The organism is uncultured Bacteroides sp., from assembly GCF_902491285.1.
Classification (GTDB): Bacteria; Bacteroidota; Bacteroidia; order Bacteroidales; family Bacteroidaceae; genus Bacteroides.
This window is the reverse complement of sequence record NZ_CABUHK010000055.1, coordinates 18,431-38,889: the sequence shown is the minus strand read 5'-3', so window position 1 is coordinate 38,889 and position 20,459 is coordinate 18,431. Positions and strand designations below refer to the sequence as shown.

12 protein-coding genes are annotated in these 20,459 nt (G+C 41.4%); 5 read left to right on the top strand and 7 right to left on the bottom strand.

Going from position 1 to position 20,459, the window contains the following annotated elements:
* Positions 1–79: 79 nt before the first annotated feature.
* Positions 80–1,333, top strand: a complete 1,254-nt coding sequence (locus RDN93_RS14480) for a Gfo/Idh/MocA family oxidoreductase (RefSeq protein WP_308746168.1) — start codon at positions 80–82, stop codon at positions 1,331–1,333.
* Here the strand turns inward: RDN93_RS14480 and RDN93_RS14475 are convergent.
* The 6 genes from RDN93_RS14475 to RDN93_RS14450 form a co-directional block, all read right to left on the bottom strand.
* Positions 1,305–1,865: an RNA polymerase sigma-70 factor gene (locus RDN93_RS14475; protein ID WP_308746167.1), complete on the bottom strand. Its 561-nt coding sequence runs from the start codon at positions 1,863–1,865 to the stop codon at positions 1,305–1,307. The genes RDN93_RS14480 and RDN93_RS14475 overlap by 29 nt on opposite strands.
* Before the next feature lie 150 nt (positions 1,866–2,015).
* Complete coding sequence (locus RDN93_RS14470; protein ID WP_308746166.1) at positions 2,016–4,886, bottom strand: M60 family metallopeptidase; 2,871 nt, start codon at positions 4,884–4,886, stop codon at positions 2,016–2,018.
* 159 nt (positions 4,887–5,045) lie between these two features.
* A complete protein-coding gene (locus RDN93_RS14465) occupies positions 5,046–5,915 on the bottom strand; it encodes a discoidin domain-containing protein (RefSeq protein WP_308746165.1) in 870 nt (289 codons plus the stop codon).
* A 21-nt stretch (positions 5,916–5,936) separates the two neighbouring features.
* The gene (locus tag RDN93_RS14460) at positions 5,937–7,841 is read right to left on the bottom strand and encodes a RagB/SusD family nutrient uptake outer membrane protein (protein ID WP_308746164.1); all 1,905 of its coding nucleotides are present in this window, start codon (positions 7,839–7,841) and stop codon (positions 5,937–5,939) included.
* Between the two features lie 11 nt (positions 7,842–7,852).
* Positions 7,853–11,236 (bottom strand): TonB-dependent receptor, encoded by a 3,384-nt coding sequence (locus RDN93_RS14455; protein ID WP_308746163.1) that lies wholly within the window; start codon positions 11,234–11,236, stop codon positions 7,853–7,855.
* Positions 11,237–11,281: 45 nt separating this feature from the next.
* Complete coding sequence (locus RDN93_RS14450) at positions 11,282–11,956, bottom strand: FecR family protein (protein ID WP_374047417.1); 675 nt, start codon at positions 11,954–11,956, stop codon at positions 11,282–11,284.
* A gap of 199 nt (positions 11,957–12,155) precedes the next feature.
* Here RDN93_RS14450 and RDN93_RS14445 point away from each other — a divergent pair, with 199 nt between their 5' ends.
* Both RDN93_RS14445 and RDN93_RS14440 read left to right on the top strand, forming a co-directional pair.
* Entirely contained in the window at positions 12,156–12,395 is a 240-nt protein-coding gene (locus tag RDN93_RS14445) for a hypothetical protein (RefSeq protein ID WP_308746162.1), read from the top strand.
* A 164-nt stretch (positions 12,396–12,559) separates the two neighbouring features.
* On the top strand, positions 12,560–14,407 hold the full coding sequence (locus RDN93_RS14440) for a right-handed parallel beta-helix repeat-containing protein (protein WP_308746161.1): 1,848 nt from the start codon (positions 12,560–12,562) through the stop codon (positions 14,405–14,407).
* A gap of 84 nt (positions 14,408–14,491) precedes the next feature.
* On the opposite strand, the gene RDN93_RS14435 is transcribed toward RDN93_RS14440, so the two are convergent.
* Positions 14,492–15,037 (bottom strand): RNA polymerase sigma-70 factor, encoded by a 546-nt coding sequence (locus RDN93_RS14435; RefSeq protein WP_308746160.1) that lies wholly within the window; start codon positions 15,035–15,037, stop codon positions 14,492–14,494.
* Between the two features lie 1,358 nt (positions 15,038–16,395).
* On the opposite strand from RDN93_RS14435, the gene RDN93_RS14430 reads away from it, so the two are divergent.
* Together RDN93_RS14430 and RDN93_RS14425 are read left to right on the top strand one after the other, a co-directional pair.
* Positions 16,396–17,064, top strand: a complete 669-nt coding sequence (locus tag RDN93_RS14430) for a FecR family protein (RefSeq protein ID WP_308746170.1) — start codon at positions 16,396–16,398, stop codon at positions 17,062–17,064.
* A gap of 34 nt (positions 17,065–17,098) precedes the next feature.
* The gene (locus tag RDN93_RS14425; protein WP_308746159.1) at positions 17,099–20,434 is read left to right on the top strand and encodes a TonB-dependent receptor; all 3,336 of its coding nucleotides are present in this window, start codon (positions 17,099–17,101) and stop codon (positions 20,432–20,434) included.
* The last annotated feature ends 25 nt before the right edge of the window (positions 20,435–20,459 follow it).

The window sequence follows — 20,459 nt, the reverse complement described above, 5'->3', positions numbered from 1 at the left end:
GAGCCCCGTCTTCCGCTCTCCAAAGAGAATCTGAGAAATTAGATTCTCTTTTTTTGTTTTACTTTAGAGCACTATGATTATGAAAGATTCTCTGGCACAAACTCACGTACTCCGGTTAGCACATTCTCCTATCCCTACCGTCCATATCGGAATCATAGGATTGGGTAATCGGGGATTGCTCACCCTGCAACGCTATCTGCAAATAGAGGGTGTAGAAATCAAAGCCCTTTGTGAAATCAGGGAAGGAAACCTTCACAAAGCCCAGCAGCAATTAAAAGAAGCAAACCGCCCTAAAGCCACCGGATATACCGGTACAGAAGGCTGGAAAAAGATGTGTGAATCAGACGGGCTGGATTTGATTTTCATCTGCACCGATTGGCTGATGCATACACCAATGGCTACCTTTGCCATGGAATGCAACAAGCATGTAGCCATCGAAGTTCCGGCAGCCATGAGCGTAGAAGAATGCTGGCAACTGGTCGATACGGCAGAAAAAACCCGACGCCACTGCATCATGTTAGAGAACTGCTGCTACGATCCTTTCGCACTGACTACTCTCAATATGGCTCGCCGGGGAATACTCGGGGAGATCATGCACGTAGAAGGAGCTTATATCCACGACCTTCGTTCGATGTATTTTGCTGAAGAAAGCGAAGGGGGCTATCACAACCACTGGGGAAAAAGATATAGCATCGAACATACCGGCAATCCCTACCCTACTCATGGACTGGGACCCGCCTGCCAGATTCTCGACATTCACCGTAGTGACCGGATGGAATATCTCGTTTCCATGTCTACCCATCAGGCAGGAATGAGCGAATATGCCCGCCGGATGTTCGGTGAGTATTCGCCGGAAGCCCGTCAACAATATCAATTGGGAGATGTCAATACGACGCTTATCCATACAGTCAAGGGAAAAACAATCATGCTTCAATATAACGTATCCACTCCACGTCCTTACAGCCGCCTGCAAACAGTATGCGGAACACTGGGATTCGCGCAGAAATATCCGGTTCCATGCATAGCACTGGACCCGAACGGTGACACACCGCTCGCGGGAGAAAGGCTGGAGAAAACACTGGCACGCTATAAGCACCCCTTCAGTGCGACCATCGGCGAAGAAGCGCACCGCAAAGGATTACCCAATGAAATGAACTATGTAATGGACTATCGTCTTATCTACTGCCTACGCAACGGACTTCCACTCGACATGGATGTATATGATGCCGCCGAATGGTCATGTATTACAGAATTAAGCGAGAAATCGGTACTAAATGGAAGCACACCGATGGCTATACCTGATTTCACTCGGGGAGCATGGAAAACAACATAAATAAAAGAAGATTCTTTTTCAAAAATTTCAAGGTGAGGTGAATATGCCGTTCTACGGCTTTTTCACCGATCCCACAACGAAGGGCAATCTCCCGATAAGTCATATTTTCCTCCCTGCTCATTAAAAAAATTTCACGCTGTCTTTTGGGCAATACGGCTATCAACCGGTCAATATATTCCTTCAAATCCTCAGCCACCATACAGTCTTCTTGATTGTACGGCTCTTCATTCTCAATGGAACGTAATATCGTCATCTTGAACATATCTTCGCGTATTCTACTACGGGCCTTATTAAAAATAATGTTCCGGGTAATAATAAATAAAAAGCCCTCCAACTTCTTGTTACTATCCAATAAATGGCGAGATTCCCAAAACTTCACAAAAACATCCTGTACAATTTCAGAAATACTATCAGAAGAAGTTACATATAGCTTAGTAAAATTATAGACTCTCTGCCAATAGTAATCATATAATGCAGCAAAAGCTATATTATTACCGTTTTTCACTTGCTCTATCAACTCTTCTTCCTTCATATTATATAAATCTTGCTGTATACAAAGATAATATTTTTACCGAAAATTATATCTATAAAATGCATGAAAAATGCCATAGATTAACACAACCGTCACAGTTATCAGATAAAACTGCCTTGTATCAATCTATGGCAAAATTTAGAACAGCAGTCAACCGACAACCGGAATCTCAGTCCGTTTTCCTACTGCTGAAACAGCATAAAGTCTGTAGTCACCACTCCAGTTACCGGAAAGCGTAAACACATCGGTAGCAGAAGGCGTCGTTTCACCACTGGAAACAAAGACAAGATTATCCGCCTCATCCCTCACTTCATAAACCACTACATTCTGCCAATTCTTTATTGTAATAGTATTGCCGTTTCGGGTTGCACTTGCTCCTGGTATTACCTGTGGCTTAGTCTTGTACAGTTCCCATGTATTATCCGATATATATTCAAGGGCTGTATCTTGTAATTTACTATATCCCAGACTCTCCACTCTCTTCCTCAGCGCATCCACCATGCCTTCAGTCACTTTCAAGGTTTTCGTGTCATAATCTTCAATCAGCCTGTCCACCGGAGTCAAAAATCCCCATTTCTCAAAGAAATCAAGCAAATTCAACCGAGCTGCCACACAACAATTATACACGAAATCCAATTGAATTTCCCCTTCACTCATGCCGCTATAATCTTTTGTACGGGCATACTCGAAAACCTCCGGATAAAAGCCGCCACAATCCGACTGCTGAAGAGGAGTCAGTCCAAGTACCTTACCAAAGTAAAGCTCCAATTGCCAGAAAGGCACCAACTTACAAAACACATCATTCGAATCATCCAGATTTGTAAAATCAGCATGAGAAGCTTTCGGAACAATAATGCCGTTCCATGCCTTCGAATACCTGTTACGGTAAACCGCTCCCATATCCTCGGTCTGTATTCGGGAGGGTTGACCAAAAACCGTAGTCTGTACATACTCGGACATGATATTATTGGTCACCTCCGTCAGTCCTATCCACTTGATTCCCGGACGAGTCTGGTTGCAATGCCCGATTTCATGAGCAGGTCCCCAGCAGCCGGTAGTTTTCAATACATCAGGATCACACACATCTCCCATTGTCGTCTGATTGTAAGCCGTATGATAGGCAGTCGCGTACATAAAAGAGTGATACATGACATTAAGGTAAATCCTGTTTCTGAACATCTTACCATATTTTTCCAAACCGAGGAGTTGCATTTCACTGTGAGCAATCTTATCATAAAGCTCAATCAGTTCATTACCGTTTGTAGCAGCATACTTCCTGAAATCATTGGTCTCAAATGTCAAATGTGCATATTGACCTACTACATCAAAATATTTGTCCGTAGCTTTACCCAACAATTCACTCCAACGTCCCCGATGTTCTACACTCTGCGAATCAAAATAACCGTTCACTGTACCCGAAGCAAAATGAATCTTAACAGGCCGTGCCGTTTCCGCCTCTTCCAACGTTTTGGTATGGTACATCACATATACCAGTCCTTTTCCATTCATTGTCAACTTATTAATACCTCGATACAATGGATACGTAACTCCTCCGAACCCGTCACCTCCCGGTGCGTCCAGATTCTGTACCTTCATTCCAATGTTCTGTCCGTATGTATCGGCCACCATTACAACCAACGTCTCTCCTTCTTTCACCGAGATTCCTGTTGGATTATCAAGAAGACTGTACGGATTCGTCTTATGACTTTCCGACTGGATATCCGGGTGCGGGAACGCTTTATAGTCAGCCACACGGAAATTTCTGTCATACTTATCCTTGAACATATAATACGCCAAATTCTTGAAAAAAGGATATTTACAGTTCTCAATATCTGTTTCCGTGATTCCAGCTTTCAGGTTACTACATGCCTCATCCTCAAAAAGAGTAGAATAAACAAAAGCATTCAAGTTTTTGGAATAGAATTCCATTTCGGCACAAGAAACAAATCCCTGGCCGTCTCCCGCTCCGCTTTTCACGATAAAACGGAAAGACTTAGCCCGGACCGTATTGTCAAAAGTAACCCTGGAAGCTGTCGCTGAACCCTCAAAATCCTTATCAAGCAACTTTGTAAATACATTCCCGTCTTCCGAATACTGAATTTCCACTTCCTTAAAATTACCGTTATACCCTGACGGACGGGGGGAATAAATCAGATAATCCACATCCGACACTTCCGCAAAATTATAAGTCAGCGTAATCGGGAAATAATTCGCTCCGCCATTAGACCAGTTCGAGTGATATAACGTAGAATAATCACCGTCAAAAGACTTTCCAATAACATCTTCCCCTTGATGGGAAGTATCAGTACCGCTCACGACCTTCACTTTGATATCCCCTTCTATATCTTCTCCCGTACCGCCATTATATTCATTCAAGCCATGCTGTACAATCAAAACCGAAGCAGAAACCGGAGAGGTTTCTACTGAAGCCCCTTCCGGTAAAACTTCCGCAAAAACAATATTTCCCTCTCTCTTTTCATCCAATGTGCTGCTTTTCACCACATAAGCATGGGTTGATGTCACCATCTCCGGTGCACGGGATTTTACTTTTTCTACAATCCAATCAGGGACCCCGGCACTGACCTCCACATTGGCAGTGACATTGAAAGCAATCTCCTTCCCGATGACTTCCACTTCAAATACGTTTGTATCAATCAGTATAGCAGGTTCATATCCCAACTGACGAACTTTAACCGTCTTTTTCAAGCCTTCCGCCGTTATTGTTATGACAGCCTCACGCACTAATCTTTCTTCACTTTCGTCTACGAAGATTCTCAGAACCTTTCCTGCCACAGAAAGTGTACACCAGCTCTTATCCGCCGTAGCCTCCCAAATCGGAGCATTCGTCGAAACCGTTATGTTCTGTGTGCCGGCTTCACATTTGAAGTCTACTACTTCCTTATTAACGGACAACTCGACCACCTCCAGCGCCTCATCATCACTTGTACAAGAAAAAGCGACTGCCCAATGTATAAGTATGAAAAAGACGAACAAACATTTTTTTATATGACTGTTTACCATTTGCCGAAATCTATATATTATGTAACTTTATTCAAAACACCAATAAAAAAGGCGGAAATCCAATATTATCCCTGAAAAGGAATATTCATATTTCCGCCTGATTCGTCTACTAGACAAAATCTATCCGACTATTTCAATATCTGCATGCTACACTCCCCGCTATTCAGCTTCAGGATCGACGACACTTGCATCAACCTCAAACAGTTTAAACTCCGCCATACTGAAAAAGACAGAACCTGTATTTGTGTGATTTACCGAATAACGTATATAACGATAAGGTTTTGAACTATCTCCCATGATAGGCGACATATACGGAGTTGTACTCATCAACATTCCATTCTTAGCCTTTGTGAGATTCTCAATCAATTCAAAATTGACTCCGTCATTACTACCCATAATATCCACATCATCAGGAATGTTGTTTCCATTACGTGCCACCGACTCATACTTAAAGTAAGTAATTTCTTTTTTTACATCTATCTGGAACCAGTGAGGAGACGCAGGAACAGCCCCGCTCCAGGCCGTATGAAAATAAGAACCGGTATTCCCGTCAATAAGATTCGCTATAGGTCCTTCCGAAGCTTCCTGAGCATTCGTCGACAACTGCTTCTCGGTCAATGCCAATTGTCTGGACTCTCCAAAAACGATTTGCACCTTAGCTGGTTCCGAAACAGCCTTGATTGTCTGGACATTTCCCGCATCTCCCGTTTCACTATAAGACTGTACCTTAAATTCATATTCTCCGAACTTTTTACGCGTATCCGGAATCAACACACTATCCGCATAAACGCTTGCCAGCCTTACCACATCCTGTTCCAATAAATAATCATAATAGGATACCTTTATATATCTGATTGTATTATCATCAGGCGTAACCCAACGAAGCACAATATAACCGGGCTTATCTTGAGTATCGGCACTTAAATCAATCACATCAGAAGGAACAACAGACTTTGTATCTTCATCACTGCAACCTGCTAATCCAGTCAAAAGCAGCGTTACAACCAATAAGAATATATTTTTCTTCATAACAGTCATGCTAAAATTTAATTAATAATTAGGATTTTGCACCATATTAGGATTCTTGCTCACTTCTGCAGCCGGGATCGGTAACAAATATTGGCGCGGAGTATCAAAATTACGCACATCAGGAAGAGTTTTCACAGTAGCAAATCCATTGATATCCGTAGCATCAATATTCATACCCTTTACCGGCACATTAAAGTACTTGTCCCCCAGTTTCCAACGACGGATATCCCAGAAGTTCTGTTGTTCCAGATAAAGCTCTATCATTCTCTCCTGTCTTACAATTTCTGTCAACTTGCCGTTCAGGCCACCATTTCCCGTATAGCTCACTATAGGATTCTTCGCATTCTTCCAGGAATCCTTAACAGAAAGGAGTCCGGCACGCTGACGCACCCTATCCAATTTCTCCATCCCCTTCTCAAGATAGCCTTCTTTATCATAGGCAATACATGCTTCCGCATAATTCAGATACAATTCCGCCAGACGAATGACCGGCCATGGATAATCTTTGGAAGGTTCTTTTTGCGACTTGGAAGCAGCCACTCCCGGATGAACACCTTTTTTATTCAAATATCCGGTTTTTGAGTAGTTATTATTTCTACCCTGCTTGCCGCAATTTCCCTGTTCCGTAAAATCCGTCAACCATTTCTTACCTTCCGCACGCTCAGCTTTCGCTACATAAGCATTCTCCTTAGACTCTGCCTGGCATTCATAATAACCATTTTGGAATGCAATCCAGGCATAAAAACGGGGTTCACGATCAATATTCATCTTCAAAGTTTGTCCTTCGCCATAAGTAGCATCATCGGGGAACGGAACTACCGAGAACCGATTCTGATAATCAAACTCAGGATCTTCGTCAATCGGAAGTCCGTTTTTCGTATAAAAGCGCTCCACCATAGTCAAAGTCGGCGCAACACCATTCCAGGAACCATCACTCAAATAAGGCAAGGATTTTGGCTGCAAACCATATGCACCTGCCTTACGCGTCTCTGCCATCAACACCTCTTTCGAGTTGTCCTTATCCATAAATGTAAAACGCATCGTACGCTGCGTCAAATCCTGAGGTTCGGGATAGCCACTCAAATCCCCTTCTTTCATCTCGTATAAACTATGCCCGTTAGACTCAGCCAGATTAATAGCCTCAAGTGCGGCATCCGCAGCCTTCTTCCACTTATTTTCGTCATAAGAAAGAGGCATCAACGGACTACCGTCCGTGCCGACAAAGTCACTGTAATATTCCGTATTACCATTGAACAAGGGAGAAGCTGCATAAAGCAACAATCTGGCTTTAAGAGCTTTGGCAGCCACACTGGTTGCAAGACCATATTCCGACCCCGTCCGGGTAGCCGGCAGTCTTCCCGCAGCACTGTCAAACATATCACAAGTCCACTGCACACATTCGTCATAAGAGGTACGTCCCAATAAATTATCTTTCGGAGTATCCAAAACCGGCAGTTCCTTCACTAACACGACCGGACCATAGCATTTAATCAACAACATATGAAAATAAGCGATCAGAAAATCCGCCTGAGCCACATAATTGTCTATTGTTGCCTGATCAATGCGGGGAACAGAGTTTATATTCTGCTTCAACAAGTAACATTGGCGTATACCTAAAAACAAATCATTCCAATAACTGATGATCAAGTTTCCCGAAGTATAAACACCTTCGGCAAATTTTACGTACGATTCCTGAGTAAAAGGACTTATTATCTCATCCCCACTGAAATCCAGGCAATTCTGCACCATATTAATCTGCGGTATATATCCATAACATGAATACAGAAATCTTTCCGCCGCTTTAGGACTGGAAAAAGCATCTTTATCACTGGCTTTTTCCGCCGGCACCACATCCAGAAAATCACAGGACACCATTACAGCTCCCGCAAACAATGCTAAAAACAGATATTTTATTATATTTTTCATACTATGTAAATTTAATTATTGAAAGTCATTTGGAAGCCTACATTAAAGACACGTTGTGTAGGGTATTTCAAGCCGCTTCCGCCTCCCTGTTCCGGATCCCATAAATCAAACTTAGAGAATGTCAACAAGTTGGAACCGCTGACATAGAAGCGCATTCTTTTAAATGTATATCCAATCTCCATATTTTTCAGTTTCAAGAACGAACCATCACGCATCCAATAATCAGATGTACGACCGGAGTTTCCGGGATTCGTATTATTCAGACTAGTTTTACGGGTCAAACGCGGATATTTCGCATCTACATTCTGATTCGTCGGCGACCATCTGTCATCAGCCACAAATTGCAGCACATTACGCAACGAGTTATCACCGAAAGGATGGAATCCACTCATAAACAAAGAAGTTTTCGCTACTCCCTGAAAGAAGAAAGAGAAATCCCAGTTTTTATATTTGAACGAAGGGCCGAAACCATATACGATTTCAGGAACCGTAGGATTTCCAATCCATGTCCAGTCGTCCACGTCCACTATATTATCTCCATAGCCATGTATATTCGATACATTGAGGTATTTGATATCACCTGCTCCCAGTGTAGACCCCATCTGCTGATTGTAACGGTCTATTTCAGCCTCATCTAAAAATAACCCGTTCGACAAATACCCCTGGTTAACATTGGCACTCTGACCGACTTTCGACTGAAAGGCATATTTAGGAGCTTCATCATACTTAGTAATTTCATTGTGGGCGTAAGTAAACGTTCCCTTAAAATTCATATAGAAATCCTTGCTGAACGCCTTGTTATAATCAATAGAGAAATCGAGTCCTTGATTTTTCATCTCAGCAAGGTTGCCAAACACATCGGTCGACCCGGTTCCCAGATAAGTAGGAATTGTTCCTTTTTTTTGGAATATATCTCTACGAGTCTCACGGAAAACATCAACAACAATATTCAGGCTGTTCAATAATTGCAAGTCAATACCAAGATTGATCTTTTCTCCCACTTCCCAAGTGATATTAGTGTTTTCATAACGGGTATAAACCGGTCCGCTCAATCCATAGTTTTGGTCAATACCGGTAGTAAAACCTTTACCGGACAAATTAATCGTAGGCATATAAATAAACCTTTCACCGCCAATTTGGTCATTACCGACCAATCCCCATGAGCCGCGTAATTTCATACTGGTAACAACCTTACGCAAAGGTTCAAAGAAACTCTCTTCACTGATATTATATCCCAGCGCTATGGAAGGGAAAAATCCCCAGCGATGTCCCTTCGCAAAATTTTCCGAACCATTATACCCCATATTGACTTCCGCCATATATTTTCCGTCATATGCATACGAAAGTCGTCCGGCAAGACCTTGCTTACGTTTAGGCAGCGAATTGATAAGATCGTTACCCGGCACATTGTTCACAAGTTCGTCCTGATTATAAAGCAACATGGCATTCACATCATGCTTTCCAAATGTACGGTTATAATCAAGCATTGCTTCCAGATAAATCCGGCGATCTCCCGCCGTCTCGTTAGTATTGTTCAAATCGGTCGACACTTCATTACCTACTCTATTGGTAGTGTAGCTATACGAACCGTCTTCATTCTGTTCATACGCCCCTAACAAATATTTATTCCAGCCGGCACTATATTTATTAACTGATTTTGACCAGTTCTTAAATGTTCCCAATGCCTTAAAGCGAAGCCCCTTGGTCAGAAAATCCAATTTCTGTTCAAACTCAAGAGCGGCGATAACCGTACTTTCAAATGTATCATTGTATCCTGTAGTCAACTGGGCAACCGGATTACCCTGATAAGCCGTAATCAAACGGTCAGTAGTACCCCATTTCACATGATTAGTTGTTCCGTCCGGTTCATAAAAAACAGGTGCTTCAACCGGACTTGAGTTCATAGCATCCGCAAAAATATCATCAATACCGCGGTTGGGCTCACGCAAGTCACGAAGTTGTACATTCAACCTTACTGACAACTTGGATGTCTTGCTGAGATATGCATTAATATTGTTCTGGAAAGCATAACGCATCACATCAATATTATTGTTATAAGAGAAAAAGTCTTTAGAGCGATTCTTCAGCATACCCGATTCGTGATTGACTGAAATACTTGAAAAGTAATCGATCTTTTTCCCTCCACCACGGATGTTAAAGTTCACTTTCTCATTGAAAGCTACATTATTAAACATCTCATCATACCAGTTCACATCGGGAAAAACATACGGATTCAGTTTCATACGCGTCCCGTTAATCTTATCCTGACTATACAAAACGTCCGGACTACCATCATTCTTCACAGCTTCATTGAACAGTTCCATATACGTAGCTCCATCCACGAACTTAGGAGTTTTGGTAGGTTGGCTGACCTGTCCCTCTACACGGAAATTTATAATCGGTTTATCCAGATTCTGTCCGGATTTAGTAGTGACAATCATAACACCATTTGCACCACGAGTTCCGTACATTGCCGTAGCGGTAGCATCCTTCAAGATGGAGAATCCGTCAATCACTTCCGGGTCCAATGCGTTCAAATCGGCGGAAGACACCTGTACACCGTCAATGATAATCAGAGGCGATGTAGCCTGACTCAAGGTTGAAATTCCCCGAATCCAAAAATCAGAACCGTCCGCTCCGGGACGACCAGTACGCTGGACAGCAACTACCCCAGACAAACGGCCGGCAAATGAGTTGGAAAGATTCGTTGAAGGAACTTTCAAATCCGCTGGACGGATAGCCTGCACCGAACCTACCATACTTGCCTTTTTCTGTCCTGTCCCATAAGCTGTTACCACAACCTCTTCAAGTGCCTGTGCATCCTCCGACAAATCAATGGCAAGCACTTTCCGATTACCAACTTTCACTTCCTTAGTTGTGTATCCCACATACGAAACTTTCAAGACATCCTGCGGATTTGCCAGAATCACAAACTTACCGTCAATATCAGTAATAACACCTGTCGCGGTTCCTACAATAGCGACACTTGCTCCAATGACAGCCTCTCCCGTTCGCGCGTCGGTAACAACACCCACTATTTCCGTTTTTTTGGCTTGTTGGGCAGATTCCGTTTTACTCATTTTTAAAACAACATCATTACCTTGAATCAGCCAGGTGATTCCGGTGTTAGCAAAGACTTCATTTAATACCTTATCAATTGTACCCGAACAATTGATATTTTTCAATCGAATGTTTTTCAAATCCGCAGCATTGTAAAAAAAGACATAATTACTATTCTTTTCAATGAGCATAATAGCTTCTTTGATAGTAATAGACTGCCCTTTTACCGTAATATGCCCCTGAGCTCCAAGGACCGTCAACGGATAAAAAAGCAAAACCAGCACGATATACTTGAAATATCGTACGCAACTTTGAAAACTGAGTGATTTTCTCATGCTTTAATTAAGTTTGATTAGACATATGGTTAATAAAAAAATAGGCTAGTATAAAATGTATCGGTCATCTACTTTCCGGATATTCAAATTCAAACTAAAACGAATCTTATTGAGAACATTATCTAAAGATTCATTGTAATGAATACTGCCACTAAATGAAACTTCAGCACGATGTATTCCCTCCACAAGAATATCAGTATGGTACATCCGGCTCACGATTTGAATCAATTGAGTCAACGGAACATCCTTAAAGTTGTATCTTCCGTTTTCCCAACTGATATTGGTGATAGTATCTAATTGTGTTTGTGAATCAATCGAGTTGTAAGTAAGTTTTTGCAAAGGGAGCATTGCCGTTTTTTGACGGGTAGACGGAATATTAAAGTCAACTTCACCTTCAAACAGAGTTACTTCGCTATGATATGCGTCTTCTTGTTTTACCAAAAAACAAGTTCCTTTTACCTCTATAAACGCATCGTATATATATACCTGAAATGTACTGCCCTCCTGTTTTCGTACTTCAAATAAGGAACTGCCTTCCAGCCATACTCTTCTGTCTTGCATGAATGCTTTTGCGTAACGGATTGAACTGCCCGGCTGCATCCATACTTTTGTGCTGTCGGGCAGCACGTATAACTGATTCTTTTCTGCAATTACTTTAATATTTTTTTCTACCCCCGTTTCATCATGCACAGATAAAAACAGCAAACCTCCTATTATCAAGAGAATAGCAACGGCAGCAGCCAACGGATGCCATAGTTCTATATGAACTAAATTAAAACGAGAGCATGAAAAAGGTAATTGAAGAGTAAATCAAGTAAATCTTCTGTTTTTTTTAATAAAATCGTCACTTATTGTAGGGATAAGCCAAGCTGCGGTGTATTTATATATGTAGCATCAATTAGCGAATAACAAGAATGAAATGGAAACAAATATAGATAAACGAAAAAGATTGATAAAAAGACTCCTGATTGAAGAGTTGTTACCGGAAGAAAGACAATGTCTGCTAAAAAGGAAATCGGTAGAAAAAGAGATGCAAAAACAATGGAAACAGTTTGCAGATGAACCGATTAAATCCAGAATAAAAAAAAGAATATGGCAGAATATCCAGCACAGATGCGATGGTAAATCCAAAACTTTAGTTCATATAGAACTCCGGTAATCCTCACGACAGATTCTATGACCTATCTACACTCACCACATAAAAAAATCTGCCCGAAAAAAGGTAAATACTAAAAAAACCTTTTTTTTCAATGAAAGCATAGGGTTACTGACTAATTAATAGTATTTATGTAGAAAACAAGTATCTAACAAACTACAGAATGTATGAAAACACTCTTATCATTGAAATCAATTTTACTGTTTGCATTATTGTCTTGCACAGTCAGCATTTCAGCAAGTAAAATTATCTCAGTAACCGATTTCGGTTTAAAACCCGACAGCCGTATCAATGCGGTTCCATTTGTACAAAAAGCTATTAAAGCCTGTAAAGAGAATCCCGGCTCCATTCTTGTCTTTCCCAAAGGGAGATATGATTTCTGGGCACAACATGCCATTGAAAAGGAATATCACGAGACAAATACATACGATGTAAATCCCAAGATCCTTGCAATATTGTTGGACGAAGTCAACGACCTGACTATTGACGGTAACGGCTCGGAATTCATCATGCACGGGCGAATGCAACCGTTCACTCTGGATCACTGCCAAAATGTTACACTGAAAAACTTCACCGTAGACTGGGATATCCCTTTAACCGCACAAGGCACTGTCGTTGAATCGACACTCGACTTCATGGAAATCGAAATCGACGCCTGCCAATATCCGTACATCATCGAAAACAAGCGACTGACTTTTGTTGGTGAAGGATGGAAAAGCGGCATGTGGTCGATTATGCAATTCGACCCTAAAACCCACTTCGTTTTGCCCAATACAGGTGACAATTTGGGATGGCGCGGCTATGACGCAGTGGAAGTGGGTCGCGGACGTGTACGCTTGTCCGACCCCAAAGGGGAAGCAAACAAGTCCTATCCTGTAGCAGGCACTATCCTCGTGTTGAGACATAGCACCCGCGACCATGCCGGCATTTTCATTTTCCATAGCACAAACACTAAAATGGAAAACCTGAAATTATTCCATACATGCGGATTAGGTATCTTGTCACAATACAGCAAGAACATATCTTTTGATGATGTCCATATTATCCCGAATGCTTCAAAAGGGCGTGTATTAAGCGGACATGATGACGGCTTTCACTTCATGGGATGCAGCGGGCTGCTCAAGATTGAAAATTGCAGTTGGGCAGGACTGATGGACGATCCCATCAACATTCACGGAACCTGTTCACGTATCATGGAAGTCCTCTCGCCCACCCGTATAAAATGCAAGTTCATGCAAGATATGAGCGAAGGCATGGAATGGGGACGCCCGAACGAGACGCTCGGATTCATAGAGCACAAGACAATGCGTACCGTAGCCACCGGAAAAATGAATAAGTTCGAAGCGATCAACAAAGCCGAATTTATCATCGAACTGTCCGCCCCACTCCCTACCGGAGTAGAAGCCGGATACGTAATAGAAAACCTGACTTGTACCCCGGACGCGGAAATACGCAACTGCCACTTCGGAAGTTGCCGCGCACGTGGATTACTTGTATCTACTCCGGGCAAGGTTGTTATAGAAAACAACATATTCGAATCAAGCGGTTCCGCTATCTTAATTGCCGGAGATGCCAATGCCTGGTATGAATCAGGAGCTGTAAAAGATGTGTTGATACGTAACAATGTTTTCCGCTATCCATGCAACTCTTCACTTTACCAATTCTGTGAAGCCGTAATCAGCATTGATCCAGAAATACCGACACCGAAACAGAAGTACCCATACCACCGTAATATCCGGATTACAGACAACACCTTCCACTTGTTTGACTATCCGATTCTCTTCGCCCGTTCGGTAGACGGACTGACTTTCTCCAACAACACTCTGATACGCGATACAACCTATCAGCCATATCATTACCGTAAAGAAGGAATCACTCTGGAAGCCTGCAAGTCTGTGATTATTTCAAATAACAAGATTGAAGGGGATGTATTAGGGCGCACTGTAAAATTTGAAAACATGAAGTCGTCCGATATAAAAATAAGCAAGAATCCATTCTTTCAGAAAATCAAATAATTAAAAGATTATTGTGGCGCTTTAGGTTACTTAAAGCTATGCTTTCCAACCTCTAAAGCGCCGCTTTTCTCCATCACAATGAAGCTATCCCATAAACACAATAAACAAAGGCAGATTATCTTTAATAAACTTCAATGCCAAAGTAATTTGGCGTTCTATCGCCTTCTCCGTGACAGCACATTGTTCTGCTATTTCCTTATTAGACAGATGTTGCTCGCGACTCATCCTGAAAATACGTTGCCGTTGTGGCGGAAGTTGAGCAATCAATCTATCAATATAGTTTTTCAAATCTGCCGCGTCCAGTTCCGCTTCTATATCGTATGAGTTCTCAAGCCCTTTCAAAGCTGTCATTTTAAAGTTCAACTCATTAAAATATCTACGCGAATAATTGAAAATAATATTACGGGTAATGATAAAAAGGAAACCATCAAAGTTCTTGGTTTCATCAAACGTCTCTCTCGATTCCCAAACTTTAACAAAAACATCTTGTACCACTTCAGATACCTCAGAAGAAGAAGTTATATAAAGCCGAGCAAAGTTATAGACCTTCAACCAGTAACGATCATATAACAATGCAAACGCAGTTGCGTCCCCGACTCTCACCTTCTCAAGAATAACTTTCTCTTCCATCTTTTTCTAATTACAATACAAAAATAAGGAAACAATTATTAAACACAACATTTTTTAAGGATTTTATTTCACATATAGCTGTCAATTTCTCTTCGGAAAGAAAACTGACAATTACTCAAATGGCTCATTATCACTAAGTCCTACTGGAACTCTGTTGCTTTTATATCTTTTGTGAATAGAATTAACTCATTTTTATTCTGTTTTGGGCTAATTGAGAGAAAATATTTCATTCTCATCTTTTCTCTCTCATGCACAAAAAAATGAAAATCCTCTTTCAACCTATCACCACTCTTCTGAAACGCCCTATTCATCGCACTTATAGAGCGGTGATAGGTGGTTGACAACCTATCACCTCATCTATCACCTATCACCATTTTAGATAAGTGCATATTATGCTCTTTTCAGCTTTTCCCAAACCATGCCATACATATTCCAACATTTGACGTGCTTAAAACAACTTATAGTGAAACAATTCGTTTCATATGTTGAAACCAAGTGTTTCACGCTTTGAAACAATTGGTTTCAAACAACAGAAACTTTAGTTTCTTACCGATGAAACTTTAGTTTCAAGTAATGGAAACTTTAGTTTCAAATCTCGAAACACTTTGTTTCAAGGCATGAATCGGAGTTGCCCCCTACGGATATACTATTTGCATATAAGCTCCTGTTTATATGTACTATGTTGGGCGGTGATAGGTGATAGATGAGGTGATAGGTTGTCAACTACCTATCACCGCTCTATAAGTGCGATGAATAAGGCGTTTTGGAAGAGTGGTGATAGGTTGAAAGAGGATTTTCATTTTTATATATGAGAGAGAATAGGAGATAATGCCAAACTTTTTGCATTTATTCGAGGACAATCATATCCAAAATTTAGTTTATTCCATTACGTTTATTAATAAACTCCTCCAGACTATTTTTTTTCAAAAAAACAAATCTTATATATTGCACATATTCAGCGTATTACAAAATAATTTCATTTTTTCTTTCACTTTTTTACAAAGTCGATGTGGGGTTAGAAAGGAGTGCTGTGTATTTAATAGTATAAGAGCAAAAATAAAGTTTAAAACCAACAAGATAAAAATAGGATGGATAAGGTTGAAAAGAAAAGTTTAATCAAAAGCTTGCTATCGGGCAGATTAACCAAAAAGCAACGCAGAGAGTTTGCTGACTTGGAACCGGTAGATATAGAAATTAGAAAACAATGGAATGAATCTGGCAACAGCCTTGTTAATGTGGAGATAAAAGAACAAATATGGAAAAAAGTAAAAAACAGATGTGAATACAAGGAAAGAAACCAAGTTCCAGTAGAACTTAGGTGGTATTTTGCCGCAGCTTCATTAGCTCTTTTATTAACGATAGGTGGATTCTGGTTAAAGTTAAATGGAGACAAGATTGCAGATGAGTTTATTAAAATCACTGCCCAACAAAGCCAGATGTACACTTTACCGGATAGCACCAAAGTATGGATGGAGCCCGGAAGCGCTATAAGATACGCAAAAACATTTGATAAAGATAGAAAAGTATGGCTCAGCGGTAATTCACTATTTGAAGTCTACAAACATGAAGGCAGTACTTTTCAAGTATACATTGATAAAGCTTTCATAGAAGTAAAGGGGACGTGTTTCCACGTTAAACAAACTAACGCTGAGAAAAACGAAATAACCTTGTTTAACGGTAAGATAGAATTTAATGTGGAAGCTACCGGACAGAGAACTATCATGAAACCTTTGCAGAAGGTGATATACAACCCCAGTAATGCTGAAACGAGAATAGAACAAATCGCTAACATAAAATGGGAAAACGGGAAATACAACTTCACCGACATTCCCTTGCAAGAACTAATCAGCATTATCAACCAAATGTATAACTCCTATGTCATTTTAGACAAAGGTCTTAATCATGAGTCCGCATTCACCGGCAGTATTCGCTACGATGAACCGCTGGAAGATGTTGTCAACAAGATTTGTTTCACGCTAAACCTGAATAAAGAAGAACATGCAAATAGAATCATTATAAAAAACTAATAATTAACTTATGTCTAATCTAAAATGCAAAAGCATGAGAAAAATTCATTTTTTTGACAAGCAACGATATCTGAAGTATATCGTATTGCTGTTGCTTTTTTACCCGCTCAACATTTTAGGAGCGCAAGGAGTAATCTCAGTAAAAGGGCAGGCAATGAGTATTAAACAAGCTATTCAGCTAATTGAAAAAAACAGTGATTACACATTTTTCTACAATGCTGCAGACTTGAAAAACACAACCAACAAAAATTTCAATTGTGAAGGTTCCATTGAAGAAGTATTAAAGGAAGTATTCAATGGAAGCGGAATCACCTACATGATCAAAGGAAACGAGATCATACTGAAGGTAAACAAAGAAGAAAGTACCCAACAACAACCTAAAAAAAAGCGTAGTGTTACGGGTACGGTGGTAGACGCCGAAAATGGCGATCCGGTCATCGGTGCCACCGTTGTAGTGAAAGGACAGAAAGACGGAGTCATTACCGACTTGGACGGTAATTTCACAATCTCCGTGAGCGGTTCAAGAGTACAATTGGAATTCAGTTACATCGGCTACAAGAAAAAGACAGTCGATGTGGGCGATCTCGGTGTCATCAATGTAAAGATGGAATCGGATAACCAGTTGTTAAGTGAAGTAGTGGTAGTAGGTGCCGGTACACAGAAAAAGGTCAGCGTCACGGGTTCTATCACCAGTGTAAAAGGTATGACTTTGAAAGCCCCCAGTTCATCATTAACTTCTTCTTTTGCCGGTAAACTTTCCGGAGTTATTGCAATGACAAAGTCCGGTGAACCTGGAGCTGCTTCAGAATTTTACATCCGTGGCGTAAGTACTTTCGGTGGACGTGCCACTCCGTTGATTCTGCTCGACGATGTAGAAATATCCACTTCCGACCTGAATAACCTTCCTGCTGAAACCATTGAAAGTTTCTCTATCTTGAAAGATGCTTCCGCAACCGCCATTTATGGTGCACGCGGTGCAAACGGTGTCATGCTGATTACCACCAAGACAGGTAAGGAGAACGAAAAGACACGTATCAACGTAACTCTCGAAAATTCTTTCAACAAGCCGATGAATATGCCGAAGTTTGTAGACGGAGCTACATGGATGGAACTCTACAATGAAGCACAAACTACACGTAACCCACAAGCTACCCCCAAATACACCCAACAAGCTATCGACAACACACGCAACCATATAAATCCTTATGTATATCCGGATGTAGACTGGCAAGACATGATTTTTAAAAACATGAATATGAACCAACGTGTAAATGTCAATATTTCCGGTGGTGGTAGCAAGGCATCTTATTATATGAGCTTACAGGCCAATCACGATACCGGTCTGTTGAATACCAAGAAAGTATATTCCTATGATAATAATATCAATAACTGGGGATATAACTTCCAAAACAACATTTCATACAAAGTCACTCCAACCACAAAAATCGACTTGCACATGAATGCGCAGATCCGCAACCAGAAAGGACCAAACTACAGTACTTCCACTCTGTTTGCTATGATGCTGTCTACCAACCCTGTATACTTCCCCGCCACATTCCCCGCACAAGAAGGGGACACGCACATCCGTTTCGGTAATGCACGCTGGGCAGGTTCAAGTTTGCGTACCAACCCCTACGCATATATGCTAAGTTCATTTAAGGAAAACAACGAGAACACATTAAATACTTCTCTGAAAATCAACCAGAAACTGGACTTCGTCACCAAAGGGCTGAGCATCCAGGCTATGGTGAACTGGAAAAACTGGTCATCATCCAATTACAACCGTAGCATCAATCCTTATTACTATGGAGTGAAGGCCGGCAGTTACAATCCCGCCACCCCGACAGATTACGAGATGGAAGCGTTGAACACCAACGGGACTGACTATCTGGCAACTTCCGCAATAGGCAAATCTTCCGACCAGACATTTTATATGGACGCCCGTCTGAATTACGACCGCCAGTTTGATTTACATCACGTCACTGGTATGTTGATGTATATGCAGCGTGAATACCGCAGTGATGTACTGCCACAACGCAACCAAGGTATCTCCGGACGTTTTACTTATGATTACGGCCAACGTTACCTCGTTGAATTAAACTTCGGCTACAATGGTACCGAACGTCTGGCCAAGAAGAGCCGCTTCGAATTCTTCCCTGCCATTTCATTAGGATGGGTAATCAGCAACGAACAATTCTTCGAACCCATGACCGATATGATTGACAATCTGAAAATCAGAGGTTCTTACGGTCTGGTTGGTAGTGACGAAACCGGTATGGGTGCCGGAGCACAACACTTCCTTTACATCGACCAAGTATATCTCAACAATATCGGCTTCACCACCGGTGTAGATATGAATTACACCCTAAGCGGACCGCAGATGATTACATATGCCGTGCAGAATGCAAGCTGGGAACGAGTGAAGAAACTTGACATAGGTCTTGACCTTGAGCTGTTCCGCCAACTCACCATTACTGCCGACTACTTCAAAGAACGCCGTTACAACATCTTGCTGAACCGGGAAGCATGGCCGGAATCGTTGGCATACTTTACCGCAAAACCGTGGAGTAATAAAGGTAAGGTAGACAACTGGGGACTTGAGCTAAGTGTCAACTGGCACAAAGAAATCATCAAAGACCTCTTTGTCGACTTCCGCGGAAACTTCACTTACACAGAAAACAAATATGTCGATTTGGATGAGCCTATTTATCCATATGTATGGAAAACCTCCACAGGAAAGCCACTTAGCCGTACCACCGGTTATGTTGCAGAAGGTTTATTCCAAAGTCAGGAAGAAATAGACAACAGTCCTGAACAAAATCTGGGCAGTGTAGTGAAACCCGGTGATATCAAATACCGTGACATCAACGGTGATGGCAAAATTGACGATAACGACCAGGTCATGCTTTCACCTTATGGTACAACCCCACGTATCCAATATGGTCTGGGTATGAACATTACCTATAAGAAGTTCGACTTCGGAGTATTCTTCAATGGTTCCGCCAAACGTAAAATCATGGTCAGCGGTGTCACACCATTCGGAGAAAGCGACTATAACGTGATGCAATTCATTGCTGACGAACGTTGGACGGAAGCTAACCCGAACCCGAACGCTACTTATCCACGTCTGGGATTGGTCGGTTCGCAAACAGCTAATAACAATGTAGCAAGTTCATATTGGATGCGCAACGGTAACTTCCTGCGTTTCAAAACATTGGAACTCGGATATAGTTTCAGATACGGTCGTGTCTACCTCAGCGGTGACAATTTAGCAGTTTTCAGCCCGTTCAAGCTCTGGGATCCGGAACTCTCTTACAATTCTTACCCGTTGCAACGCACATTCAACATCGGCGTACAACTTAATTTCTAAACAGTAACTTTAAATTTTATACTCA

Coding starts and splice junctions, on each gene's coding strand:
- RDN93_RS14480 (WP_308746168.1), top strand. CDS start 80: ATGAAAGATTCTCTGGCACAAACTCACGTACTCCGGTTAGCACATTCT.
- RDN93_RS14475 (WP_308746167.1), bottom strand. CDS start 1,865: ATGAAGGAAGAAGAGTTGATAGAGCAAGTGAAAAACGGTAATAATATA.
- RDN93_RS14470 (WP_308746166.1), bottom strand. CDS start 4,886: ATGGTAAACAGTCATATAAAAAAATGTTTGTTCGTCTTTTTCATACTT.
- RDN93_RS14465 (WP_308746165.1), bottom strand. CDS start 5,915: ATGAAGAAAAATATATTCTTATTGGTTGTAACGCTGCTTTTGACTGGA.
- RDN93_RS14460 (WP_308746164.1), bottom strand. CDS start 7,841: ATGAAAAATATAATAAAATATCTGTTTTTAGCATTGTTTGCGGGAGCT.
- RDN93_RS14455 (WP_308746163.1), bottom strand. CDS start 11,236: ATGAGAAAATCACTCAGTTTTCAAAGTTGCGTACGATATTTCAAGTAT.
- RDN93_RS14445 (WP_308746162.1), top strand. CDS start 12,156: ATGGAAACAAATATAGATAAACGAAAAAGATTGATAAAAAGACTCCTG.
- RDN93_RS14440 (WP_308746161.1), top strand. CDS start 12,560: ATGAAAACACTCTTATCATTGAAATCAATTTTACTGTTTGCATTATTG.
- RDN93_RS14435 (WP_308746160.1), bottom strand. CDS start 15,037: ATGGAAGAGAAAGTTATTCTTGAGAAGGTGAGAGTCGGGGACGCAACT.
- RDN93_RS14425 (WP_308746159.1), top strand. CDS start 17,099: ATGAGAAAAATTCATTTTTTTGACAAGCAACGATATCTGAAGTATATC.